We start from the raw sequence: 25,025 nt of genomic DNA on the forward strand, positions 1-25,025 counted from the left end.
ATTGATAACAGTGTTAAAAATTACTGTTATCAATAATATTACATTTAAAATACTAAATACAATGTATTTATCTATTCTCGTCATTACTTCACAATCTGGAAGTCAAGCTGCTTCTGAATCAGATTGGCTTTCACCACCTTAATCGAAACTTCATCTCCAAGCTGATATTTATTTCCATGTCTTATTCCGTATACAGCATGGGTTTTCGCATCATACATATAGGAATCATCCACAAGGTCTCTTAACTTGATCAAACCTTCAGCACCATTCTCAGGAATTTCAACCCAGAAACCAAACTCAGCTACTCCGGAAATCACTCCTCTGAATGTTTCTCCCAGATGTTTTTCCATGAATTTTACCTGCATGTACTTGATGGAATCTCTTTCCGCATCTGCTGCCAGTCTTTCCATCGCACTGCAGTGTTTTGCCTTTTCTTCAAGCTCACCTCTGTTTGGAGATTTTCCTCCATCCAGATAATGCTGAAGAAGACGGTGTGCCAGCAAATCGGGATAACGACGGATAGGAGAGGTGAAGTGGCTGTAATACTCAAAACCTAAACCATAGTGGCCGATTGGTTCCGTAGAGTATACCGCCTTACTCATACTTCTCATCGCAAGAGTTTCAATCATATTTTCTTCCCCTTTTCCTTTTACATCATGAAGAAGTTTATTCAAAGACGCAGCCACTTTTTTGGTATTGGCCAAATCCATTTTATATCCGAAAGTAGCAACGAAGTCTCTCAAAGATTCCAGTTTTGCAGGATCCGGATCATCGTGAACCCTGTAAATAAATGTATTGTTGGTGATCTCACCTTTTCTTGAAAGTGATACAAATTCTGATACTTTTTTATTGGCTAAAAGCATGAATTCCTCGATCAGGTGATTGGAGTCTTTACTGATTTTAAAGTACACACCGATCGGTTCATTATTTTCATCAAGATTGAATCTTACTTCACTTCTGTCAAAAGTAATGGCTCCTTTTCTTATACGTTCATGACGCATTATTTTCGCCAGCTTATCAAGTGTATTGATTTCTTCCGCCAGATCTCCCTGTCCGGTTTCGATACGCTCCTGAGCTTCTTCATATGTGAATCTCCTATCTGAGTGGATTACTGTTCTTCCGAACCACTGCTTTTGAATTTCAGCATTATCATTCAGTTCAAAAACAGCTGAAAAGGTATATTTATCTTCGTGTGGACGAAGGGAGCATACATCATTACTCAAAACTTCCGGCAGCATCGGCACAACCCTGTCAACAAGATATACTGAAGTAGCTCTCTGATAGGCTTCATCATCCAGAATAGTTCCCGGAACTACGTAATGAGATACGTCTGCAATATGAACTCCGATTTCCCAGTTTCCATTTTCCAGTTTTCTAATGGATAAAGCATCGTCAAAATCCTTCGCATCCTTAGGGTCAATGGTAAACGTACAGATATTACGCATATCCCAACGTTTTGCCACCTCGTCATCTGTGATGCTTCTGTCGATTTTATCTGCATCAGCTTCTACTTCTGATGGAAATTCGTAAGGAAGACCATATTCTGCAAGAATAGAGTGGATTTCCGTTTCATGTTCTCCCGGAGCACCCAGCACCTGAATGATTTCACCTTCCGGGTTTTTGTCACCCGGTCTCCATTCCGTCATTTTTACGATCACCTTATCTCCATCTTCAGCATTGTTGAATTTTCCTTTCGGAATAAAGATATCTGTGTTGATTGTCTTTTTATCACAAACCACAAACCCAAATTCCTTATGGGCAACCTTCTGAAATGTTCCTACAAATTCCGTTCTGGTACGTTCCAAAACTTCCAAAACAGAGCCCTCTAATTTCTTTCCTTTATAATGATAAGTTATAATAAGAACCTTATCTCCCTGCAATGCATCCTTTACATTTTTGGAATGAACGAAGACATCATCTTCCAAACCTTCCACACTTACATAAGCATTTCCACTTTGGTTAAAGTCAATAGTTCCCGTAAGCGTTCCTGCGATTTTCAGGTTCACAATGTATTTTCCTTTTTCAACTTCTTTAATCTTTTCAGATCCCTGAAGTTTATGCAGCGCCTGGATCACAAGTTCTCTTTGTCTTGGATTTTTGTAATCTATCCCATCAGCGATCTGCTTATAATTATAAATTTTGGATGAATTTGCATTCATAAAACGGAGGATCATTCTTCCGATCTCCATCATCTTTAAATCATTTTTATGACTTATATATTTTCTTTTTTTTGGCATTTTAATTTTTCTTTTAATTGTTTTGGTCTTATCTCAATTAAGACCTTTTTCTAAATCTTCCTTATTAGTTCCATAGTATAAGGTTATTCAATTTCATCATTAGAATCTTTCCGTAAATCATCAGAAATTATCTTTCATTTTGCTTACAACGGGAGCTTTAGTTTTGTATAAATTTAATACAATTCTGGAGAAGAAAAGAGAAAAACCTTTTATTAAATATATTTCAAATATAAGAAAGGCTTTGGAGAATAATAGAGTGTAATTTCTATTGGACACTGCAAATGTACGAATAAAAAATAAATAAGGCTTGTAAAGTGATTTACAAGCCTTATTATAATTAGCAAACTGCAATTTTGTCAACTCTGTTCTGGTGTCTTCCACCTTCAAAGTCTGTTGAAAGAAATTTATCTACAATTTCAAGAGCCAGTTCTTTAGATATAAATCTTGCCGGCATTGAAATCATGTTGGCATCATTATGCTGTCTTGCCAGTGTTGCAATCTCCGGCATCCAGCATAAAGCGCATCTTATCTTCTGATGTTTGTTAGCAGTGATCTGAACTCCGTTTCCGCTTCCACAGATCAGAATTCCCAGCTCATTTTCTCCGTTTTCCACAGAGGTTGCCGCAGGGTGTACAAAGTCTGGATAATCCACACTGTTTGTGGAAAACGTTCCAAAATCCTGAACATCAAAACGTTCTGAAAGGTAGTTCTTAACAATCTCCTTATATTCATAGCCTGCATGGTCCGCTGCGATAGCAATTTTTCTTTTCATAATACTCTTATTAAGCTTTATTAGATTCTATTTCCTTACAAAGGTAAGAATAATAACAATTCGTGTTAGTAAACCCTGAGTTAATTGTGAAAAGGTATGTGAATAACTGTGGAAAACTTTTCTCAACTTTCTATTTTTAAAGATCAATTTATTTCGTAATAGAAAATCTTTTCTCAAACTTTTACCACAACTTTCCAGATGTTTTCTTCAGCTATCCCCAGATTTTTCCATAATAAAATAACTAATAATGGTTTCATCTCAAAGTTATCAACATTTGTTAATAAGTATGTGAAATAGCGGGTTTACAGAGATTTATATTGTGAGTTAAATATGAATTGAGTAAAAGTTGAATGTTATCAATTTTTAGCATAAAACTTATCCCCGAAACTAACAACACTCAACAACAACTACATTATTCTTTTTTTTAAAAGAGATAAAATTGTTGATTAATGGGTGATTGGGTTCGGGGAAACTTTTTGAAAACTTTTATTTTAATCAAACTGTTGAAAAAGTTTAAAACCTTACATTTGTGAAACAAAAATTCAATGAGATTTATGAAATTGTTCTTGCGAGATTTTTCCGAAAGCTAAAACGGATTTTGAGCACGACGGTTTCATAGGGCTTAGCAAAAAATAAATCTACTTATGAAAACAATCAATGATCTTAATTTTAAAGATAAGAAGGCTCTGGTAAGAGTGGACTTTAATGTTCCACAGGACGATCAACTGAAAGTGACTGACAACACAAGAATTGTTGCTGTGAAACCAACAGTGGAAAAGATCCTTAATGATGGTGGTTCTGTCATCTTAATTACACACCTTGGAAGACCTAAGGGAGAGGTTAAAGATGAATTTTCCCTTAAACATATTGTTGGCGAAGTTTCTGCTGTTTTAGGACAAGAAGTGAAATTTGTTGATGAGTGTATTGGAGAGAAGGCAGAGCAAGCAGCTGCAGATTTAAAACCAGGAGAGATCTTACTATTGGAAAATGTACGTTTTCATAACGAGGAGGAAAAAGGAGATGCTGCATTCGCAGAGAAGCTTTCAAAGTTAGGAGACGCTTATGTAAATGATGCATTTGGTACGGCTCACAGGGCTCATGCTTCCACAGCAGTAATCGCTCAATACTTTCCATCAACTAAATATTTCGGTTTACTGATGGCTAGAGAGCTTCAGGCAATCGATAAAGTATTAAAAAGTGGTGAGAAACCAGTTACAGCTATTTTGGGTGGATCTAAAGTTTCAACTAAAATTACCATTATAGAGAATATCCTTCCTGCAGTAGATAATCTGATCATTGGTGGAGGTATGGCATTTACTTTTATTAAGGCTCTTGGAGGGAAAATCGGTAATTCTCTTGTAGAAGAAGATAAACTTCCTTTGGCCCTTGAGATTTTAGGAAAAGCTAAAGAGCACAAAGTAAAAGTATATCTTCCGTCTGATGCCATCATCGCTGAAAGCTTTAGTAATGATGTGGAGAGAAAAGAAGCTGATATCTATGCAATCCCTGAAGGATGGATGGGACTTGATGCGGGTCACAAATCGAGAGATCAGTTTAATGATGTATTGTTGAATTCAAGAACTATCCTTTGGAACGGTCCTATCGGAGTTTTTGAAATGTCAAACTTTGCTGGTGGCACAGTTGCTTTAGGAGAGAGTATTGCTGAAGCAACAAGACTTGGTGCTTTCTCTTTAGTTGGAGGAGGGGACAGTGTTGCTTTCGTGAAACAATTCGGATATGCTGATCAGGTAAGCTACGTTTCTACCGGTGGTGGAGCCATGCTTGAAAGTCTTGAAGGACTTGAATTGCCAGGGGTAGCTGCAATCAATAATTAATAGAAAAATAAAAGATATTTCAAAGCCTGCTAATTATATTAGCAGGCTTTTTTTATTTCTTAAACTTAAAGAAAATCCATTATTGATCGTAGTTTTAATGGTGTTTTAGATATAACTTCTAGTTATATAGAGATGGGTTGAATTATCTTTCAGGGACTTATGTTTTTAATGAAATTTATGATCAGAATATTCTTAGAAAATTTACGAGTTTATGTTATTTTATTTATGGTTTTATTCTCATTTTACTTTGATAAATGATCATTATTTTTGCAAAACAATTGATATAAAAAGCGGTATTTTTTCTGTGAATTATACTTTGTATTTCGAAAAATATAGAAGGAGTAGTTGATATGATCTTATGAAGATTAGTAGAGGATTTGAAGGAAGGTTTATGATTTTTTCTTCCCATTGAAAAGTGATTCTATTTATTTTTTTAAAATTATTCTGGAGAGATAGGTTTCACTTTATCTTTTTAGGAAATAGTATTCTAGATTGTTTTTGTATTTAAATTTCTACTAGAAAATGGAGATATAAATTTTTGAAAATTTTAAATTCAATCATTTATTTATTTCACATTATAGTGATAGCTTTGTATATTCTTGATTATTAATCATTAAACTTATTTTTTAACTATTTTTCCTTATTATTTTCATGTGATATTCTTACTAAAACAATAGAAACCCATAGGTAACTATGATAAAATGAATAAGTTAATTATTTTTTTGAATTTTTAAGATCCGTTTACATGATAAATTTAAGTAGGTTTCAATTTTTTATTCTTTAGACTTAAAAATCTGCCATGAAGTTTAACATTGTTTAGGTGCTTCCAAGTTTTAAATTTTTGATCAAGTATTGATTTTTGAAACTCTCTGTATTTTTATCTTTTCCTTTTTTCGTAAAAAAATACAACCTTTCAATTTTTATCAATTTTATTTTTTGAAGTAGGGAAAAATTATTTTTATTAAAAATGGTAGAGTGGAGTAGGGGAGCTTCTTTTTTATCGTGGAGTATTTACCTTAAGAAGAAATTAGATTTTCTTTTTTTGTCGTCAGAATTATATTTACCAAATCAGCTTTAATTTTTTCTTTTAATAAAAATGGCGAAAAATGAACTTCATAAATAGCTTAAAAATCAATTTTTTCTCTTTTTTAGAGTGTCTGTATCTTATTTTATTTTGAAGCTGAATTGAAGCTATTTCTGTAATAATTTATCTTGTTGAAACTAAATTTCTTCTTTTTTTGCTGTTTTTTATGCATTTGTTGAAAACTGAATGAGAAGGTTTAGTAAAATCTTAAGTGCATAAAATGCTGTGTAGGTGATGGACATTTTTCTCAACTTTTAAAAATAGAGTAGGGTAGATATTTTTATTTTTTTTTATTTGATAAAATTGACGAAGAAATTATTATTCGGATATGATATTTAAAAAGAAAACTCAGGAGAAAAATCCTGAGTTTTTATTTTTTAAGCTAAAACGCTGAAAATTGACCTTCATAAATAGGGTAAAAATCGATTTTCTATCTTTTTTCGATAATATATATCAAACTTGAAAATTCGTTCGAAAATAACGCTTTTACGTTGGAAATTGTTCCAAAGATCACTGCTTTTAACCAAAATAGAGGTGATTTTTTGTATTTTTCGCTCAACATAGAGATGTAATACGAATCAAGAACTAAAGGTTTGATCTTTCTCATTTTCCAGTCAGGATTTTTGGAAATTAAATTTTCCATACCATTTTTTGAAAAATGATAGATATGTCTTGGAACATCATAAGCGGCCCAATATTCTTTATAATGTTTCGCGTCATAGGAAGTAGGGTTGGGAACTGCAATCACAAGAATTCCTTTTTCTTTTAATTTTTCATGAAAAGCAGCAAGCATCTCATCTTGGTTCTCGATATGCTCAAATACATGCCATAGTGTAATAGCATCTAAGGTATTTTCCTCAATTTTGTTAATATCATCTAAAATAGAAGCCTTGGTTATTTTTCCCTGTGCTGCTTTTCTGGCATCAGAATCCGGTTCAAATCCATAGGTTTTAAAATCATTTTCAATGTATTTTACAAATTCTCCTGCGCCGCATCCGTAGTCCAGAACTTTTGATCCTTTTTTTATTCTGTCTATCAGGATATTTTTTTTGTACTTAAGATTGAATGATTGAAGAAACTTATAAAGCTTTTCTTTCAAACTTCCGGAATCCTGGTGATGAGAGATATAATCTTCACTTTCATAATATCTGGAAATATTGGATGGAATAGGAGTAGTTTTAAAAACTCCTTTTGTTTCAGTTTCTTCAATCTCAAATATTTCCTGTGAAAGAAAATGATCTTTTATTTTCATTGAAATAAATATCTTTAATATGATAAAAAAATTAAGATATTCAAAAGCTTTTATGCTTGAAAATACCTTAATTCTTGTTTTTATTTTTAATGTTTCACGTGAAACATTTTTATTAACGACCTAAATAAACTAATAAAACATTGATATCAGCCGGAGAAACACCACTTATTCTTCCTGCCTGAGCAATAGTCTTCGGACGTACGTTAGACATCTTTTGTTTTGCTTCTGCAGATAGGCTGGAAAGCTTTGTGTAATCAAAATCTTCAGGGATTTTAATATTTTCCAGACGATTTAGCTTAGCTACATTTTCTTTTTCTTTTTCAATATAACCTTTATATTTGATATTGATTTCAGCCTGCTCTCTTACTTCATCGTTATATTGGGTAGAAACTTCTTTAATAAAATCGATTTCATCCAGTTTTTCTAACGTCATATTAGGTCTGGTAAGGATTTGTGCTGCTCTGTACGCCTGATCAACAGGGCTGCTTTCGATAGATTCCAGGACAGGGTTAATAATACCTGGTTTTAAAGAAGTTTCTCGAAGGAATTCTTCAAGTGATTGACTTTCAGATACTTTAGTTTCGACGCGTCTTAATCTGTCTTCTTTTGCCAGTCCTAGCTGATATGCTTTTTCTGTTAATCTAATATCGGCATTATCCTGTCTTAAAAGGAGTCTGTATTCTGCACGGGAAGTAAACATTCTGTAAGGTTCTTCAGTTCCTTTTGTAATTAGGTCATCAATCAATACTCCAATATAAGCTTCATCTCTGTTTAAGATAAAATCTCCCTTTTCATGAACTTTATTGTGTGCATTGATTCCGGCAATTAATCCTTGACCAGCTGCTTCTTCATATCCGGTTGTTCCATTGATCTGTCCGGCGAAATATAAATTATCAATTAATTTAGTTTCGAGGGTATGTTTTAATTGGGTAGGAGGGAAGTAGTCATATTCAATTGCATAACCCGGACGGAAAACTTTTACATTTTCGAATCCTGGTATATGTTTCATTGCTTTGATCTGTACATCCTCTGGAAGAGAAGAGCTGAAACCGTTGACATAGATCTCTACTGTTTTCCATCCTTCCGGTTCTACGAAAAGCTGGTGTCTGTTTCTTTCTGCGAAACGGTTAATTTTATCTTCAATGCTTGGACAGTATCTTGGGCCTAAACTTTGAATCGTTCCATTAAACATTGGACTTCTGTCAAAGCCTTCTCTTAAAATATCGTGTACCGTTTCATTAGTATATACGATATGACAGCTTAGTTGTTTGGTGAGTTTTGGTGTATCAAGATAGCTGAACTTTTGAGGATTTTCATCTCCTTTCTGTTCTTCCATTTTTGAATAATCCAAACTTCTTCCGTCTACTCTCGGTGGAGTACCGGTTTTCATTCTTCCTGCCTCAAAACCTAAAGTGACCAGTTGTTCTGTAATTCCAAAAGCTCTCGGTTCACCCATTCTTCCTCCTCCTAATTGTTTATCTCCAACGTGGATTAATCCGTTAAGAAAAGTTCCGTTTGTAAGAACTACAGATTTTGCTTTAATCTCAATTCCTAAAGAAGTAACTACTCCGGCTACTTTATTATTTTCAACAATCAGTTGTTTCACCATATCCTGAAAGAAATCAAGATTGGGAGTATTCTCCAATGCTAAACGCCATTCTTCGGCAAAAAGCATTCTATCATTTTGGGTTCTCGGAGACCACATCGCAGGACCTTTTGAAAGATTCAGCATTTTGAATTGGATCGCAGATTTGTCTGCCACAATTCCGGAATATCCTCCCATTGCATCAATCTCTCTTACGATCTGTCCTTTTGCGATTCCGCCCATTGCCGGGTTGCAACTCATCTGTCCGATGGTCTGCATATTCATTGTAATAAGCAGTGTTTTAGAACCCAGGTTAGCTGCTGCTGCTGCTGCCTCACAACCTGCGTGTCCTGCACCTACTACTATTACATCATATATTTCTGAAATCATTTTTATCTCGCTCGTTTTAAGCTTTAAACCTTATCTTTATAACCAATGTTTCACGTGAAACATTTTTGGAGAATGCACTCTAGATAAACTTATATTGTTACTAGAATAGAGTACTTTAGATATGGGACTTTAAGTGATTGTTCAATTCTAAAACTTCCAATCCCTGTATTTATCCAGGTACAGATCTTCCATTCTCCGCATCTCTTTTTCTTCCTCTTCCGTCTTATCTTTATAGCCTGCAAGATGTAAAATACCGTGGGCTAAAACCCTTCTTAATTCTTCTTCATAATCTCGGGAAAGGGTAGAGGCGTTATCAGAAATGCGCTGCAAAGATACGAAAATCTCAGCGCTTATTGTCTTACCTTTTACATAATCAAAAGTGATGATATCTGTATAATAATCATGCTGCAAATAATCCTGATTAATCTTAAGAAGATATTCGTCATCACAGAAAATGTAATTGATTTCTCCTAATTTTTTTCCTTCTGAAAGAATAAGATCTTCCAGCCATTTTTTGTAATCTGTACTTACCGATTCTGGTAAGTTTTCGTAAAAGAACTGTATCATTTTTTTAAAACCAGTGTCCTAATATAACACTGAATATACCTTTTTGGTTATTTTTTAGGGAGTGGCTGAAGTTTACTTTTATCTGTCCGAAAGGAGATTTGTAACCTGCCGTAATTCCCAGTGAGCTATAATTTACTTTAACTGCATCTTCAAACTTAATATCGTTTGATAAGTTGGCAAAGGTAAAGTTTCCGCTGATAAAATAGTTTTTATTAAACTTAAACTGAACATCATTTGATGCCAGTATTACATTGTTTGTATACAACTGGGCGAAATAGAATCCACCAAAACTTTTAAAATTAATGAGATTCTGCTCAAAAATTCCGCCTAATCTGTATTGGTAATAGCCTGGAAGGTTTTCACCGATAGTAACTCCTCCAAACAGATTGAGACGATAGCTGAATTGTTTGCTTAGCGGAATATTAAGCTTAAGGTCCGCTTTAATCTGAATGATTCTTTTATCAACTTCAGACTTTAAAAGATCTACAACCTTTCCTTCTGCTGCAAAATAAACCCCTTTTGTAGGGAATTCCTTATCATCCTGAGTGTCGGTCTTAATAAAAACATAAGGGTTCAGAAAACGGCTGTATCGCCTGTTATCTCCATTGCTGTTTTCTGCTTTAAAATAATCGTGGCTAATACCGCCGCCAATGGCAAATTTATCCTTCCAGGTCGACTGTATATAAGCTTCATTTCTGATCCATTCCCAGCGGTCTACTACATAGTTATCTACATTCTTTATATCAAAGCTCATTCCTGATGAATAGAGGCCAACTCCCGGAATATATCCGTTATCTACAAAATAATTAAGGTAATATCTGAGACGATCTCCTACAACGAGATCCACCGAAAGGTTTGAATTTTTGAATAAAAGCCTTTTTGCAGAATAATTCAAAAGAAGTCCCGTTTTAAAAACTTCGTCATAATGCAATCCGAATTTTAAAAAATGACGAGCATCATCTTCAGTGACGTAAAGCTTCAGGTAATTGGCGTCATTCTCCTGAACGATATCATAATTGATAAATTTGTAGTTGTTGGTAGCAACCAGTTTATCTATCATTTTATTAATGCTTCCATAGGTCTGCAAAGAGGGGAGGCGTAGTCCCATTTTTCCCAGCGTGTAGTTTTTACCATAAATTTTGCTTCCTTCAATAGAAATACTGTCTATTTTATAAACATTGGAATATATAGGGTTCACCTGTTGTCTGAGACGGTCAAATGATCTCTTTGGCAGTTGGTCTAATACCTGGGAATATTTCATACCTTCCACATATCCGCTGTCCAGAATTTTCTTTTTATCATCGTAGCTTGTAGCGGACATCCCTTTCAGATTGGGTTTAATATTGATATCTGTATATCTGTATTGTCTTCGGGTATCTCTTTTGATACCGAAATCTATGACCTGGTTTAGAATGGCTATAATATTGTTTAAATCTTCTCTTTTAGAAAGATCCTGATTAAGATCCACACCTATGACGATGTCAATTCCTTTGTCCTTTAAAGGCTTTGAGGGGTAGTTTACCGTCATCGCTCCGTCAATATAAATGCTGTCCCCAATTTTTACCGGATCCATTAAAGAAGGGAACGCAGAACTCGCCATAATAGACTGTACGAGATCTCCCTTTTCAAAAATCTGCATATTGCCGCTTTCAAGATTGGTAGCGACACAAAGGAAAGGAATAGGCATTTTGGAAAAGTCCTCAATATTGGAAACGTTTTTAAAAAGTTCTTTCAGAAGATAAACATTTCTTTGTCCGGTACTGATAGAGGAAGGAAGTGTGATTTTACCGTTTTTGAGCGGAATGGATAAAAGATATTTGTCTACAGATTTATTGAAAAAGCTGGCTTCCTGCCGGGACTTTGGATCCATAATAAGAGAATAGAAATCTGTATCCATGACTATTTTTTCTATTTCTTTTCCGGAGTATCCGGCGGCATACAATCCGCCTACGATAGCTCCCATGCTTGTTCCAGAAATATAGTCTACTTTCACTCCCAAAGAATCCAGTACTTTAAGAACTCCGACATGTGAAAAACCCTTGGCACCACCACCGGCCAGAGACAGCCCTATTTTTGGATTCTTCGGAATTACCAGATTTTTTTTTACCTGAGAATGGATCAATAACAGTGGGAATATGAAAAGCAGAATCAGGAGTTTTCTCATAGTTAATCTTTTATATAAATCCGTTTCACCCGCGGGGAAATGGAGGTTAATACTTCATAGGTTATCGTTTTGCAGTATCCTGCGAATTCTTTTAAGCTTGGTTTGGCGTTGAAAACAGTTACGGTATCACCTTCTTTTACGTTGGGAATATGGTCTACATTAATCATCATCATATCCATGCAGATATTTCCGACGATAGGTGCAAGAGTTTTATTTACACCTACATTTCCTACCTGATTTCCGATCAATCTTGGAATTCCGTCTGCATATCCCACAGGAATCGTTGCAATTCTTGTAGGATGATCTGCTTTATATCTTCTGCTGTAGCCTACAGATTCACCATTTTCAACGGTTGATATCTGTGAAATTACGGTTTTAAAGCTTACCACAGATCGTAATTGTTTCTGAATTTCAGGATCTGCAGATTCTCCCAGCATACCAATACCGATTCTCACCATGTCATGCTGATGATCTTTATAGCTGGTAATTCCTGCCGAATTCAGAATATGACGGATAGGAGTGTAGCCTAGTTTTTCAATAAGGTAACCGGAATTTTTTTCGAATATCTCCAGTTGTTTTAAAGTGAATTCTTTTTCTTCAGGCATATCAGAAGAGGATAGATGGCTGAACATACTTTGAACCCTTACGTTTTTCTGACTTAAAGTTTCGCTTAATTGATCCAGCTCGAAGTCTTTAAAACCAAGACGGTGCATTCCCGTTTCCAGCTTGATATGGATCGGATATTTCTTATCATATCCGGATTTCTGAACCGCTTCATAGAATAATTCCAAAACTCTGAAACTGTAAATTTCCGGCTCCAGGTTATATTCTATAATCGTCTGATAACTGTGCTGCTCGGGATTCATCACAATAATAGGAGTGGTGATCCCTTTTTTACGAAGTTCTACCCCTTCATCTGCATAGGCTACCCCAAGATAATCTATATGATGATGCTGAAGAAATTCTGATACTTCAAAGCTTCCCAGCCCGTAAGCATTGGCTTTCACCATTGCCATCATTTTAGTTCCCGGTTTCAGCAATGATTTATGATAGTTGATATTGTGAAGAATTGCATTAAGGTTTACTTCCAATACCGTATCATGCTTTCTGAGTTCAAGAATATCTTTCAGTTTTTCGATCTCAAATTTTCTGGCTCCTTTGAGCAGAATAATCTGATTTTCTATTTCAGTAAGATGTTTACTTTCAATGAGCTCTTTAGTATCAATAAAAGTATATGTTTTAGTTTTAAATAATTCACTAAAGTTTGATATTTCATCGCCAATTAAGAAGACTGAGTCAAAATTTTGCTCATTCACCAGTTCAGAAACTTCTTCATATAACTCTTTGGCGTTGGAGTTTACTCCTACAATATCTGTTAAGACCAGTGATTTTTTAGATTTGTTGTATTCATTCAAAAACTGCAAGGCAGTCTTCAAAGAGTCGAGGTCCAGATTAAAAGAATCGTTGATGACAATATTGCCCTTAACTCCTTCAATCGCTTCAAGCCTCATTTCAACGGCTTTTAAAAGGTTGATTTTTTCAACGATCTTTTTATTTTCGATATTCAGTTCCTTGAGTACCGAGATAAGCGCCATAGCATTGGTTAATGTCGCTTCGTCTCTCTGATGAACCGGAAAACTGATTTCTTCACCCAAATATTCAACGATGATGTTTTCATCTTTGGAAATATTGTTTTTGATGAAAACCTGATTCTCTTTTTTAAAACCGTAAGAAATTAATTTTTTATCAGAATAGGATTTTTTAATTTTTTGATCAACCAAAAAATTATCTCCATTATAAATGATCACTTCAGAATTTTTGAAAAGAATAATTTTTTCATTAATCAATTCTTCCTCGGAAGAAAAGTTGGCCGCGTGAGCAGTTCCGATATGCGTGAGCAGTCCGATCTGAGGGTGGAAAATATTTTCAAGTTTTTCCATTTCATGCGGTTTTGAAATTCCTACCTCAAAAATCCCAAGCTGATGGGAACTGTTGATCTGAAGAAGAGACAAAGGAAGACCAATCTGGGAATTAAAACTTTTAGGGCTTTTTACCGTAGGAAACTCGTTCCATAAGCACTGATATAACCATTCTTTTAAAATAGTCTTACCATTACTTCCTGTAATTCCTATCGATTGTAAATGAGAATTTTCGAAATGATACTTTGCTAATTTTTGAAGAAACTCTACGGAATTTTCAACAATGATCCAGGTTATATTGTCAAACTCAGGATAGTAATGTTCAGAAATAATGACATTGATACCCCTGTCCATTGCAGATTCAATAAATTTTTCACCGGAATTTTTGTGAGTATTGATCGCAATGAAAGCTGAATTCTTGATAGAATAAATAATCCTGCTATCGTATGCTATATTTTTGATCAATAAACTTCCGTCACCAATGACCTGTGAACTGGTGATCTCTGCAATGTGTTGTACTGTATAATTCATTGGTACCCTTTCTGCTTTTTTTTTAGCGAACCGGCAAAAAGGTAAAATAGTAAAAGGGCTGAGATTTATGACATCATCCGGTTTTTCCTTTTTAAATATTTTACAGTGTAGCTTTTTCGCTTTTCATTTTATATTAGTGAATATATTTTACGGTTTATAGCAAACAGTTTTACAATTTAGTGATTTCGTCGTCTGCTTTATCCGATTATTTTCTTTTTGAAAGTACTTCGTCAATAAAAACACGGCGGCTTACTGCTTCATAGCTTTCTGTTTCTCCCAGTTCCACCAGATTATCTCCCTGTGAAATTCTCATCGAGTAGTTGGCAAGATTACCGGTTCTCTTACAAATAGCATGCACTTTTGTAACATATTCGGCAGTCGCCATCAAATTAGGCATTGGTCCGAACGGACGACCCAAAAAATCCATATCCAATCCTGCAATAACTACTCTGATACCACTATTGGCAAGCTGGTTGGCAACATCAACAATGCTTTCATCAAAAAACTGAGCTTCATCAATGGCTACTACATCACAATTGGAAGCCAACAGAAGAATTTCATTAGGGTTTTCTACTGCTGTACTGCGGATTTTATTCTGATTATGGGAAACTACATCCTCTTCAGAATACCGTATATCCATTTTGGGTTTAAAAATTTCCACATTCTGTCCTGCCATTTCCGCTCTTCGCAATCTGCGGATAAGTTCCTCGGTTTTACCGGAAAACATAGAGCCACAAATCACTTCCATCCAACCACTTTGTTTGGAATGATTAATTGTATTTTCTAAAAACATTTGTTAAATTAGCCGTATATTTTTAACATCAAAAGTAAGCAATTTTAATAAGAATCTTATTATGCAGAATATCCAAGATTTAAAGGAAAAGATTTTTTTTGAATCCATGAATATCATTGATAATCTGGACAAAATAAGCAATATAGACGAATTACTTTCCAAGCAAGATCTTGTAGATGAGCTTGCTAACAGGATTTCTTTTTTGAAACTGCTGGAAAAAAATATTGAATACTTCGTAGCAGACAATCCGGAGCAGAATCCGGACCATCATTATGTCTCTTTTGTGTCAGGAGAAACAGATCATCATGATACCGGAAACGAAGTGACGGAGGAGGAAGCAATTTTCAATAATGAACTGAACGAAATTGATGAAAATGAAGTTTTTTCAGACGAACCTGAAGAAGAAGCTGTTTTCAACAATCAGCTGAATGAAATTGTTGAAAATGAATTCCATGAAAATATTGTAAGTTTTGTAGAAGAAAACAAGGAAGAAAAATTACCGGAAAATATTCAGGAAGAGACTCCAGAATATGAACCCCTTGAAGAAGAGGCTGTTTTTAATAATCAGCTGAATGAAATTGATGAAAATGAAATTTCAGAGGAACAGAGAGCAGTTTTGAGCTTTGTAGATGAAGATAAAATTCTTGCAGATTCTACACCGGATTCGGATGAAGATCTTAACGAAGATCTGTTTTATAATGAAGTCACAGAGGAAGAAGCTGTTTTCACTAATCAGCTCAATGAAATAGAAGAACAGGAAGATGAAATTATTGTGACGAAATCTGAAAAAGAAACGGATTCTGTTGTAGTAAATGATGTAAAATCTTCTGTAACGGAAACAATTCCGAGCATTTTTGATACAGAAACGCTGGATGATGAAATACTGATTGAAGAAAACGAAGAACAATTTGTGGCTTCAAATGTTTCCATAGAGCAGGGGGAAATGGCTACAGAAACTTCCAATGTGGAAAATATTCTGAGTGAGATCAAAAATGACCACTCTGAAGAACCTGCAAAAGAAGAAAGTATTCTGGCTGAAGTATATGATCGCAGAAAGATTGTCGAAATCGACAAGCCTGTTACTGAAAAAACAGATAAACATCGTTCCGATGAAAGCTTCGAAAATTTAGAAGAATATCATCGGGAGAAAAAAATAAAATTAGCCAATATCAAAGGAATGAAGGCTGTTCAGTCACTTTTTGATGACGACCATCTGGAGCTTCACAAAGAAGAGAAAACTTCTCCGGTTGTAAAAGAAGACCAAGGAAGTATTCTGAAATCCAATATTCCGACCAATTTCATGGAAGCAGACAAGCTGAAACCTGAATTTAAGCTGGATCTGAATGACAGACTTGCCTTTACAAAGATGCTTTTTGAGGGAAGCCAGGCAGATCTGAATGATACTGTTTATCAGCTGAATCAATTCAGAACACTGGAAGAAGCCAAAGAATATCTTAGTGATCTGTATTACGAAAGAAAATGGAATAAGGTGGATGAATATGCACAGAGACTTTGGATATTGGTGGAAAATAAATTCTTATAATTTTGAGCGGAATCCTATATTTTGTTCCCACACCCGTTGGGAATCTGGAAGATATGACATTCAGGGCGGTAAATGTTCTGAAAGAAGTAGATTATATTTTATGTGAAGACACCAGAACTTCAGGAATACTTTTAAAACATTTTGAGATCTCCAAGCCTTTAAAGTCCTATCATTTACACAATGAGCATCAGGCAACGGAGAAAGTGATTACAGATCTTAAAAATGGTCAGAATATCGCTATTATTACCGATGCGGGAACACCTGGTATTTCAGATCCCGGATATTTGCTGGCCAAAGCAGGAGCAGATAATAATATTGACATGATTTGCCTTCCCGGAGCTACGGCGCTCATTCCGGCACTTGTGGTTTCGGGGCTTCCTAATAATGAATTTCTATTCGCAGGATTTCTGCCGCAGAAAAAAGGAAGACAAACCAAACTGAAGCAGCTTGCAGAAGAAAAAAAGACCATCGTTCTTTACGAAAGTCCTCATAAGATTAATACCACTCTGGAACAGATCAGAGAATTCTTCGGAGAAGAAACCAAGGTGAGCTTAAGCCGTGAGATTTCCAAGAAATTTGAAGAAACTAAAAGAGGGACAATCAATGAATTAATTGAATTCTCCAAGAGTAAAACTTTAAAAGGAGAGATCGTTCTTATTGTCAATAATTCTATTTAATTTTCTTTGAAAAAATTAGTTTTTGTATTGTTTTCTGTAGTCTGTACAGCACAGACTAACCAATATATGAAGGTGATCCTGTCGAAAAAAACAGGGAAGGAGATCAGTTCTTATTCGGAAGGATATGGAACATTCTATGATACTGGTTACAAGAAACAGGGAATTGTAGATTCTTTAGGAACGGTTACATTTGAATCCCCTTACAAAGGAGGTATTCTGCATGTCTTTAAAAACCGGTTTATTCTATATTCTGAGGAAGGAAATGGCAGAAAATCAGCTGTTATTGACGAAAAAGGAACAGAACTTATTCCTCTCAACGATCAGGAATTTAATACCCCATGGTGGAGTGAAGATTGTATCATCTCATCAAAACAGAATTCAGAAGCTGTTTATGATTTTAATGGAAAGGAAATTATTCCTTATGCTGAAAAGATTCGTTTTTCAGGGAAGAACAGACTCTTGGTTTTAAAAGATAAAAAATGGTTTCTCTACGACCTTAAAGGAAAGCAACTCGGCAATCGCGAATTTAAAGAAGACTATAGCTTGTATGAGGGTAGAGCATTGATCATCAATGAAGACAATGAAAAAGAAATCATTGGAAATAACGGAGAGACTCTGCATAAATTTTCAAAACAAGTGGTAAATATCAATGCCTATCCTTATCTGGTTACCCAAAATAAGGCTACAGGAAAATATGGTTTGATTGATGCTGATGGAAAAACAATTGCTGAAGAAGTCTATAATGATATCACCCCGGAATACTTTGGTAAAAAAGAGTATATCTACCTTACAAAAAACGGAAAGACAACAGTTTTCAGTAAAAAAGACAAGAAGCTGTATGCGCAGACTTTTAAATATCTAAATCCTTTATTGAATAATTATTTTGGTGTCTACAATGATAAGGTAAAGAAATCAGGAATTATAGATCTGGAAGGAAATGTTATTCTTCCACTGGAATATGATTTCATCAGAAGTTTTACCATTTCTGGGAAAGACTTTATTTACCTTAAAAAAGGAAATGAAGAGAAGTTTCTCGATAAAGATCTTAAAAATATTGTGGGTGACGGTGTCCGGATTTTAGGTTTTTATCCTGATAATCTTATTGTTGGAAAAGATAATCGTTACTACAGGTTTTCAGTGAAAGATCAGTCATTATCTGAGTTGAAAAATATCAGCCAGATAAAAAATGAAGATGTTGACTATTTTAATCCTCTCAATCAATATTCAAAACCTTTGGTCTGCAGAAACACAGATAACTTTTATGGAGTCCTGGATGGGAAGGGAACAGAAATTGTACCGTTTGTATACGAAGATATTATAACATTCGGAAATGCTGAAAACGAAATTGTCGTTAAAAAAGAAGGAAAATTTGGAGTTTCCAATTTTCAGAATGAGCCTTTGAAAGACATTATTTATGATAAATACTTTTGGCAGAAAGAGGTATTAAGACTGGATAAGAGTAAAAAAACAGACTTTATTTATTTCACTAGATTCAGAAATAATTTTGGTCAACTTTAATGAAAATCCTGATAATCATCAAAAAAATAGTAGTATTTTGACAATTTAAATGGGTTGAATAACATTTTATAATATCTTTGCAAACCGTTTAATTCCGGAAAGGAATTGTAGAAACATGAAGAGGCAGCTGTCACAAGCTGAACGAGTTATAAAAAGAAAATAATTGTCAATAGATATGAAAATATTAGAAGGAAAGGTAGCACTAATTACCGGAGCTACAAGAGGAATCGGTAAAGGTATCGCTGAAATGTTTGCTCAGCAAGGGGCAAAAGTAGCATTTACCTACGCCGGCTCTGTAGACAAAGCAAAAGAATTAGAAGCAGCTTTAAGTTCTGTAACCCAAATCAAGGGATATCAGTCTGACGCATCAGATTATGATGCAGCTCAGAAATTGGTGGAGGAAGTAATGGCAGAGTTCGGGCAGATTGATATTTTGGTAAACAATGCAGGGATTACAAAAGATAACCTGTTATTGAGAATGTCCAAAGAAGATTGGGATAAAGTAATCAAAGTAAATTTAGATTCAGTTTTCAACCTTACAAAAGCGGTAATCAAGCCGATGATGAAGGCAAGATCAGGATCTATCATCAATATGACTTCTGTAGTAGGTGTGAAGGGTAATGCCGGACAAGCCAACTATGCAGCTTCTAAAGCCGGGGTGATCGGATTTACAAAATCTGTAGCACTGGAGTTAGGATCAAGAAATATCAGATGTAATGCAATTGCACCTGGATTTATCGAAACGGAAATGACTGCTGTTCTGGATGAAAAAACAGTTCAGGGATGGAGAGAAGAAATTCCAATGAAGAGAGGAGGACAGCCTGCAGATATCGCCAATGCATGTGTATTCTTAGGCAGCGAAATGTCGGCATACATTACCGGACAGACATTAAACGTTGACGGCGGAATGTTAACATAACAATATAAAAAGGCTGCATATTATTTATGCAGCCTTTTTATATTTCTTTGATTTTTTAGTTAAAAACCTGATTTTCCTGTTCCTGAACCCTGATAAAAGTAGTTCTTTTGGAAAGTTCTTTAAGCTTTGAGGCACCTACGTAAGTACAAGTAGATCGTACGCCTCCTAAAATATCCTTTACGGTTTCTGAAACAGGACCCTTATAAGCTACTTTTACTGTTTTTCCTTCAGAAGCACGATATTCTGCCACACCTCCGGAATGCTTATCCATGGCTGTTTTAGAACTCATTCCATAAAAAAGGCGGTATTTTTTACCGTTTTCTTCAATCATTTCGCCACCACTTTCATCATGCCCGGCAAACATTCCGCCCAGCATGACGAAATCTGCACCGCCGCCGAAAGCTTTTGCTACATCACCGGGAACTTTGCATCCGCCGTCAGCAATGATATGCCCTCCCAAACCGTGAGCAGCATCTGCACACTCAATAATCGCAGAAAGTTGAGGATATCCCACTCCTGTTTTTACTCTGGTCGTACACACAGATCCAGGTCCAATACCTACTTTTATGATATCTGCACCTACCAGAAGAAGTTCTTCTACCATTTCTCCGGTAACCACATTTCCTGCTATAATAATTTTATCCGGGAAATTGGCTCTTGCTTTTTTCACAAATTCAACGAAATGCTCAGAATAACCATTGGCTACATCTATACAGAGAAACTCAATTTTTGGGTGCTTATCGAGGATCTGTTTTATTTTCTCTTCATCAGCTTTTCCGGTTCCGGTACTCAGTGCAATATACTGATGAATACTTTCAGGCTGGCTGTTGAGAAACTTGCTCCATTCCTCAGGAGTATAATGCTTATGAACCGCGGTAATAATTTTCTCCTTGGCCAGTTCCACTGCCATTTCAAAAGTTCCTACCGTATCCATATTGGCTGCAATTACAGGGACTCCTGTCCATCTTTTCCTGGTATGTTTAAAGGTAAATTCTCTCAGTAAATCAACTTCCGAACGGGATTTCAAAGTAGAACGCTTAGGGCGGAACATTACATCCTTGAACCCCAGTTTTATGTCATATTCTATACGCATTTTGTAATTATTTGTCAGAATAAAGGTAGTGAATAATATGAAATAGTGTATTTTTGAAACAATGGATTTTCCTGTAACATTTCATATTTTCGGCAAAACAATCCTTGCGCATCCGCTTTTTGAGGCTGCCGGAATGTTTTTGGGCATGAGATATTATTTTTATCTGAAACGTAAGTCTAAGGAAAAACTTTCTTTCAATACTTCTGCTGCTGTTTTAATTGGTGCCACTGCCGGTGCTTTGATAGGTTCCAAACTGATTGGTAATCTTGAAAACCCTTATGCATTATTTGAAAATTTTTCCTTCAGAAAGGTCTGGTCAAACAATACTATTGTAGGAGGACTGGCTTTTGGTTTATTGGGAGTAGAGCTGGCAAAAAAGATTGTACATCATAAAGAAAGTACGGGAGATCTTATTGTTTTTCCCCTGATATTGGCCATGATTATAGGCAGAATAGGATGTTTTCTTACAGGGGTTTATGAAGAAACATATGGTATTCCTACTGATTCTGTTTTTGGAATGCATTTGGGGGACCAATATCTCAGACATCCTGTTGCCTTGTATGAAATAGCCTTTTTAATTCTTCTTTGGATAGGATTAAAGTATATTCAGAGTCGTAAGAAGTACGCCTCCGGTTTTATTTTTCAGCTGTTTATGCTCAGCTATTTTACATTCAGATTCCTTTTGGATTTTATAAAACCAAGAATAGAAATCATTGGAAATATAGGTACAATTCAAATGGTGTGTATCTGTGTAATTATTTACTACATTTATAAAATCAAAAATACCGGATCTTTATATTTAAAATATTCAAGATGAAAACATTAACTATTTTAGAAGGCAATCTCAATCTGGCTGGGGTAGTGATAATGATTATTGGTGCAATTATTTTGGCTGCACTGGTTTTTTCCCTCATAGTCGCTTTTATTACAAAACTTATTTATGAAAGGAAAGGAGACCAAAAATTCACCAGAAAACAATTTATTCAGACCATGCTGATCTCTCTTCTGATCTGTGGATTAATCAGCGGTTATATTTGCGGAGGACTTTAAAAAAATTGCTATGCCAGTAAGAAATTATACCTATTACGATTATACAATAAGCCTTTGCCCGGAATGTCTTAAAAGGGTAGGAGCCAAAATCATTATTGAGGACGAAACTGTTTTTATGACCAAAAGATGTCCGGATCATGGATTTTTTAAAACAAAAATAGCTTCTGACGTACAGTATTATAAAAATATAAGAAACTATAATAAAGCCTCTGAAATGCCCTTTCATTTCGGAACCGACGTGGAATATGGATGTCCTTATGATTGTGGACTATGTGTTGACCATGAACAGCATAGCTGTCTTTCTATCGTAGAAGTTACAGACCGTTGTAATCTTACTTGTCCAACCTGCTATGCAATGTCCTCACCCCACTATGGAAGTCACAGAAGCCTGGAAGAAATTGAGGCTATGTTTGATGTTATTGTAAAAAATGAAGGGGAACCGGACGTGGTGCAGATCAGTGGAGGAGAACCTACAATCCATCCGGAATTTTTCAAAATTATGGATATTGCCAAATCAAAACCGATCAAACATCTGATGCTGAACACCAACGGAATCAGAATAGCCAATGATCCGGGATTTGCTGAACGATTGGCGACCTATGCTCCTGAGTTTGAAATTTACCTTCAGTTTGATTCATTTAAACCTGAAGTCCTGGAAGATTTCAGAGGGAAGGATCTTACCGCGGTCAGAATGAAAGCATTGGAAAAACTCAATGAGCTTAACCTTTCTACGACACTGGTTATTGTTCTTCAAAAAGATAAAAATATTGATGAAATTGGAAAAATTATAGAATTTGCCCTAAAACAGAAGTGCGTAAGAGGAATTACCTTTCAGCCGGTTGAAATTGCCGGAAGAAACCGGGAAGATTCTGCTCATGAAAAAATTACCTTAACTGAAGTAAGACAGGAAATTATCAATCAGTTTCCGTTATTAAATTCTGATGATATTATTCCCGTTCCATGTAATCCGGATGCTCTTGCTATGGGATATATCTTGAAACTGCAGGGCGAAACAATTCCTTTAACCCGGTATATCAATCCTGCAGATCTTCTGAATAATGAATCAAGGAATACCATTGTTTATGAACAGGATAAAGGATTGCATATGCAGCTGCTGGATATTTTCAGTACCGGAATTTCCGTAGATAAAGTTCAGCCTAAGGTCAATCAGTTACTGTGCTGCCTGCCGGATGTTTGTGCTCCGGATCTCGATTATGATAACCTTTTCAGAATAATTATCATGAACTTTATGGATGCTCATGATTTTGATGTAAGAGCGGTGAAGAAGTCGTGCGTACATATTGTCAATAAAGACCTGAAGCTAATACCTTTTGAAACCATGAACCTCTTTTACAGAGATGAAAAAAAGGCTTATCTGGAAGAACTCAGGAAAGAAGATAAAGTTTTATTTTAGCCATATAAAAAGCAAAGCGTGAAATGAAATTTCACGCTTTTATTATTTTCTTGTTATTTTACTTCTTTTACATCTTCAAAAGTCATCACTTCTTCCAATGTTTTCATGTATTCATAAGCTGTAAGGTCAAACTTTACCGGAACAATAGAAATATATCCATTGGCCAATGCTGTTTCATCAGCATCTTCAGAATCATCCATATTGTTGAAATAACCTGTCAGCCAGTAATATTTTTTACCATGAGGATTTACTCTCTCATCAAAGCTTTCTTCCCATTTGGCATTGGCCTGTTTACAGACTTTTACTCCTTTAATCTCTTCCGCCGGAAGTTTAGGAATATTTACGTTCAGTACAACTCCTTTTGGCATTGGGTTTTCCAATGTTCTTCTTACAATATTCTGAATAAATTCTTTAGCCTGAGTGAAATCTGCTTCCCAGCTGAAATCCAGTAATGAGAATCCAATGGCAGGAATTCCTTCTACACCTGCTTCTACTGCAGCCGACATGGTCCCTGAATAGATTACATTGATAGAAGAATTTGCCCCGTGATTGATTCCTGAAACCACAATATCGGGTCTTCTGGTCAGGATTTTATCAAGAGCCATTTTTACACAGTCAACAGGAGTTCCGCTACAGGAAAAATCTGTCTGCGGGCCATCCAGAGTAACTTCTTCGTAGCTTAGGGTAGAATTAATGGTAATAGCGTGGCCTTTTCCACTTTGAGGAGAATTGGGGGCAACAACCACTACTTCTCCGATTTCATTCATAAAATTTACAAGATTTCTGATACCAGGAGCTGTAATTCCGTCGTCATTAGTCACCAGAATAAGTGGTCTTTCCATAAATTATCTTTAATTTTTTATTTAAACAGAGTGAGTTTGTTCATTTTCAGAATTGAACAAATAGATTTTCAACACATCAAATGTAGGTAAAAATCAGACGCCATAAAATACCAGATTGGGATTGGCTGTTGTGAAATAGAAATAAAATCCTTCTGCTTTTGCTTCAGAGAGTGAAGATCAATGCACCGATAAAGAAAAATGCCAGAAGCAGAATATCTGACTAAAATGAAGGAATTTTAATATGAATTTTAGTTCATCAAACTCAGAATTTTACAGGTGCCTCCCATGAAAATCTCTTGTTATCCTGTGAAGAACACCTGTAAAGCCTGATAATTTTAATGTTAAGTGGTCGTACAAAATAATAAACTAGTCGAGAGGTTTTCTACCGGAAATGATATTATAAAGAATAACAATAATAGCAATAACCAGTAAAACGTGAATTAAATAACCTGTGCTTATTCCGGGAACGACTCCTAGCATTCCCAATAGCCAAACAACGATGCAGATGACTGCTACTAACCATAATAAACTTTTCATGACTTAATATTTTGAATTTGTATGGTTAATTCTCTGCATATTTTATGCCTTTATGGCTAAAAATTGATTTTTGTGGTATGTGTTTTCTGTTTTTAGATTAAAAATTAAAAATTTAGGTGTGTTTGAAAAAAAGGATTGATCTGTATCACTTTATAACGAAACTGTCTGATAATAGGAAATGGCTCATACTGTCCTGATTATTTGTAAATCTCTTTAAATAAAAATGATCAAAACTGTCGATATTTGTAAATAAGGTATTAAATTTGATCATTTGTAACAGTACCAAACTTACTGCTACTAATT

The 25,025-nt window shown here is 35.3% G+C and carries 19 protein-coding genes; 8 read left to right on the plus strand and 11 right to left on the minus strand.

Annotation, left to right across the window (positions count from 1 at the left end; all coding sequences use genetic code 11):
- Nucleotides 1–83 precede the first annotated feature (83 nt).
- Together rnr and rpiB are read right to left on the minus strand one after the other, a co-directional pair.
- Entirely contained in the window at nt 84–2,237 is a 2,154-nt protein-coding gene (rnr, locus tag DEU39_RS13480; protein WP_120232313.1) for a ribonuclease R, read from the minus strand.
- Nucleotides 2,238–2,574: 337 nt separating this feature from the next.
- Nucleotides 2,575–3,009 (minus strand): ribose 5-phosphate isomerase B, encoded by a 435-nt coding sequence (gene rpiB / locus DEU39_RS13485; RefSeq protein ID WP_120232314.1) that lies wholly within the window; start codon nt 3,007–3,009, stop codon nt 2,575–2,577.
- 644 nt (nt 3,010–3,653) lie between these two features.
- Here rpiB and DEU39_RS13490 point away from each other — a divergent pair.
- Nucleotides 3,654–4,844, plus strand: a complete 1,191-nt coding sequence (locus DEU39_RS13490; protein WP_120232315.1) for a phosphoglycerate kinase — start codon at nt 3,654–3,656, stop codon at nt 4,842–4,844.
- 1,514 nt (nt 4,845–6,358) lie between these two features.
- On the opposite strand, the gene DEU39_RS13495 is transcribed toward DEU39_RS13490, so the two are convergent.
- The 6 genes from DEU39_RS13495 to DEU39_RS13520 all read right to left on the minus strand — a co-directional run bounded on the left by DEU39_RS13495 (nt 6,359) and on the right by DEU39_RS13520 (nt 15,129).
- Nucleotides 6,359–7,180, minus strand: a complete 822-nt coding sequence (locus DEU39_RS13495; RefSeq protein ID WP_120232316.1) for a class I SAM-dependent methyltransferase — start codon at nt 7,178–7,180, stop codon at nt 6,359–6,361.
- A gap of 112 nt (nt 7,181–7,292) precedes the next feature.
- The gene (gene mnmG, locus DEU39_RS13500) at nt 7,293–9,155 is read right to left on the minus strand and encodes a tRNA uridine-5-carboxymethylaminomethyl(34) synthesis enzyme MnmG (protein ID WP_120232317.1); all 1,863 of its coding nucleotides are present in this window, start codon (nt 9,153–9,155) and stop codon (nt 7,293–7,295) included.
- A gap of 147 nt (nt 9,156–9,302) precedes the next feature.
- Nucleotides 9,303–9,722, minus strand: coding sequence for an rRNA maturation RNase YbeY (ybeY, locus tag DEU39_RS13505; protein ID WP_120232318.1), 420 nt, complete (start codon nt 9,720–9,722; stop codon nt 9,303–9,305).
- 4 nt (nt 9,723–9,726) lie between these two features.
- A complete protein-coding gene (locus tag DEU39_RS13510; RefSeq protein WP_120232319.1) occupies nt 9,727–11,886 on the minus strand; it encodes a patatin-like phospholipase family protein in 2,160 nt (719 codons plus the stop codon).
- A gap of 2 nt (nt 11,887–11,888) precedes the next feature.
- Entirely contained in the window at nt 11,889–14,336 is a 2,448-nt protein-coding gene (locus tag DEU39_RS13515; RefSeq protein WP_120232320.1) for a bifunctional UDP-N-acetylmuramoyl-tripeptide:D-alanyl-D-alanine ligase/alanine racemase, read from the minus strand.
- A 205-nt stretch (nt 14,337–14,541) separates the two neighbouring features.
- Nucleotides 14,542–15,129, minus strand: a complete 588-nt coding sequence (locus DEU39_RS13520; RefSeq protein WP_120232321.1) for a thymidine kinase — start codon at nt 15,127–15,129, stop codon at nt 14,542–14,544.
- A gap of 61 nt (nt 15,130–15,190) precedes the next feature.
- On the opposite strand from DEU39_RS13520, the gene DEU39_RS13525 reads away from it, so the two are divergent.
- From DEU39_RS13525 to fabG, 4 genes are all read left to right on the plus strand, one after another.
- Nucleotides 15,191–16,672, plus strand: a complete 1,482-nt coding sequence (locus DEU39_RS13525; protein WP_120232322.1) for a hypothetical protein — start codon at nt 15,191–15,193, stop codon at nt 16,670–16,672.
- Between the two features lie 2 nt (nt 16,673–16,674).
- Entirely contained in the window at nt 16,675–17,349 is a 675-nt protein-coding gene (rsmI, locus tag DEU39_RS13530) for a 16S rRNA (cytidine(1402)-2'-O)-methyltransferase (protein ID WP_120232323.1), read from the plus strand.
- 6 nt (nt 17,350–17,355) lie between these two features.
- Nucleotides 17,356–18,867, plus strand: a complete 1,512-nt coding sequence (locus DEU39_RS13535) for a WG repeat-containing protein (protein WP_147367593.1) — start codon at nt 17,356–17,358, stop codon at nt 18,865–18,867.
- Nucleotides 18,868–19,042: 175 nt separating this feature from the next.
- Entirely contained in the window at nt 19,043–19,786 is a 744-nt protein-coding gene (gene fabG / locus DEU39_RS13540) for a 3-oxoacyl-[acyl-carrier-protein] reductase (RefSeq protein ID WP_041461954.1), read from the plus strand.
- 55 nt (nt 19,787–19,841) lie between these two features.
- Here the strand turns inward: fabG and DEU39_RS13545 are convergent, their stop codons facing one another.
- The gene (locus tag DEU39_RS13545) at nt 19,842–20,879 is read right to left on the minus strand and encodes a GMP reductase (protein ID WP_120232325.1); all 1,038 of its coding nucleotides are present in this window, start codon (nt 20,877–20,879) and stop codon (nt 19,842–19,844) included.
- Nucleotides 20,880–20,940: 61 nt separating this feature from the next.
- Between DEU39_RS13545 and DEU39_RS13550 the strand changes: the two genes are divergently transcribed.
- The 3 genes from DEU39_RS13550 to DEU39_RS13560 are packed head-to-tail and all read left to right on the plus strand — an operon-like array spanning nt 20,941 to nt 23,343.
- Complete coding sequence (locus tag DEU39_RS13550) at nt 20,941–21,696, plus strand: prolipoprotein diacylglyceryl transferase (RefSeq protein WP_120232326.1); 756 nt, start codon at nt 20,941–20,943, stop codon at nt 21,694–21,696.
- Complete coding sequence (locus tag DEU39_RS13555; protein WP_062672838.1) at nt 21,693–21,929, plus strand: hypothetical protein; 237 nt, start codon at nt 21,693–21,695, stop codon at nt 21,927–21,929. Before DEU39_RS13550 ends, DEU39_RS13555 begins: the two co-directional genes overlap by 4 nt.
- A gap of 10 nt (nt 21,930–21,939) precedes the next feature.
- Nucleotides 21,940–23,343, plus strand: a complete 1,404-nt coding sequence (locus DEU39_RS13560) for a radical SAM protein (RefSeq protein ID WP_120232327.1) — start codon at nt 21,940–21,942, stop codon at nt 23,341–23,343.
- 53 nt (nt 23,344–23,396) lie between these two features.
- Here DEU39_RS13560 and surE read toward each other — a convergent pair whose 3' ends face one another.
- Together surE and DEU39_RS13570 are read right to left on the minus strand one after the other, a co-directional pair.
- Nucleotides 23,397–24,185 carry a 5'/3'-nucleotidase SurE gene (gene surE, locus DEU39_RS13565; RefSeq protein WP_062672842.1) on the minus strand — a complete coding sequence of 263 codons (789 nt, stop codon included), beginning with the start codon at nt 24,183–24,185 and terminating at the stop codon, nt 23,397–23,399.
- Between the two features lie 366 nt (nt 24,186–24,551).
- On the minus strand, nt 24,552–24,722 hold the full coding sequence (locus DEU39_RS13570) for a lmo0937 family membrane protein (RefSeq protein ID WP_120232328.1): 171 nt from the start codon (nt 24,720–24,722) through the stop codon (nt 24,552–24,554).
- Nucleotides 24,723–25,025 lie beyond the last annotated feature (303 nt).

The organism is Chryseobacterium sp. AG363 (assembly GCF_003610675.1).
GTDB lineage: Bacteria > Bacteroidota > Bacteroidia > Flavobacteriales > Weeksellaceae > Chryseobacterium > Chryseobacterium cucumeris.

What these genes read in the sequence shown, in the direction of transcription:
- rnr (WP_120232313.1), bottom strand. Translation starts at nt 2,237, where the DNA reads ATGCCAAAAAAAAGAAAATATATAAGTCATAAAAATGATTTAAAGATG.
- rpiB (WP_120232314.1), bottom strand. Translation starts at nt 3,009, where the DNA reads ATGAAAAGAAAAATTGCTATCGCAGCGGACCATGCAGGCTATGAATAT.
- DEU39_RS13490 (WP_120232315.1), top strand. Translation starts at nt 3,654, where the DNA reads ATGAAAACAATCAATGATCTTAATTTTAAAGATAAGAAGGCTCTGGTA.
- DEU39_RS13495 (WP_120232316.1), bottom strand. Translation starts at nt 7,180, where the DNA reads ATGAAAATAAAAGATCATTTTCTTTCACAGGAAATATTTGAGATTGAA.
- mnmG (WP_120232317.1), bottom strand. Translation starts at nt 9,155, where the DNA reads ATGATTTCAGAAATATATGATGTAATAGTAGTAGGTGCAGGACACGCA.
- ybeY (WP_120232318.1), bottom strand. Translation starts at nt 9,722, where the DNA reads ATGATACAGTTCTTTTACGAAAACTTACCAGAATCGGTAAGTACAGAT.
- DEU39_RS13510 (WP_120232319.1), bottom strand. Translation starts at nt 11,886, where the DNA reads ATGAGAAAACTCCTGATTCTGCTTTTCATATTCCCACTGTTATTGATC.
- DEU39_RS13515 (WP_120232320.1), bottom strand. Translation starts at nt 14,336, where the DNA reads ATGAATTATACAGTACAACACATTGCAGAGATCACCAGTTCACAGGTC.
- DEU39_RS13520 (WP_120232321.1), bottom strand. Translation starts at nt 15,129, where the DNA reads ATGTTTTTAGAAAATACAATTAATCATTCCAAACAAAGTGGTTGGATG.
- DEU39_RS13525 (WP_120232322.1), top strand. Translation starts at nt 15,191, where the DNA reads ATGCAGAATATCCAAGATTTAAAGGAAAAGATTTTTTTTGAATCCATG.
- fabG (WP_041461954.1), top strand. Translation starts at nt 19,043, where the DNA reads ATGAAAATATTAGAAGGAAAGGTAGCACTAATTACCGGAGCTACAAGA.
- DEU39_RS13545 (WP_120232325.1), bottom strand. Translation starts at nt 20,879, where the DNA reads ATGCGTATAGAATATGACATAAAACTGGGGTTCAAGGATGTAATGTTC.
- DEU39_RS13550 (WP_120232326.1), top strand. Translation starts at nt 20,941, where the DNA reads ATGGATTTTCCTGTAACATTTCATATTTTCGGCAAAACAATCCTTGCG.
- DEU39_RS13555 (WP_062672838.1), top strand. Translation starts at nt 21,693, where the DNA reads ATGAAAACATTAACTATTTTAGAAGGCAATCTCAATCTGGCTGGGGTA.
- DEU39_RS13560 (WP_120232327.1), top strand. Translation starts at nt 21,940, where the DNA reads ATGCCAGTAAGAAATTATACCTATTACGATTATACAATAAGCCTTTGC.
- surE (WP_062672842.1), bottom strand. Translation starts at nt 24,185, where the DNA reads ATGGAAAGACCACTTATTCTGGTGACTAATGACGACGGAATTACAGCT.
- DEU39_RS13570 (WP_120232328.1), bottom strand. Translation starts at nt 24,722, where the DNA reads ATGAAAAGTTTATTATGGTTAGTAGCAGTCATCTGCATCGTTGTTTGG.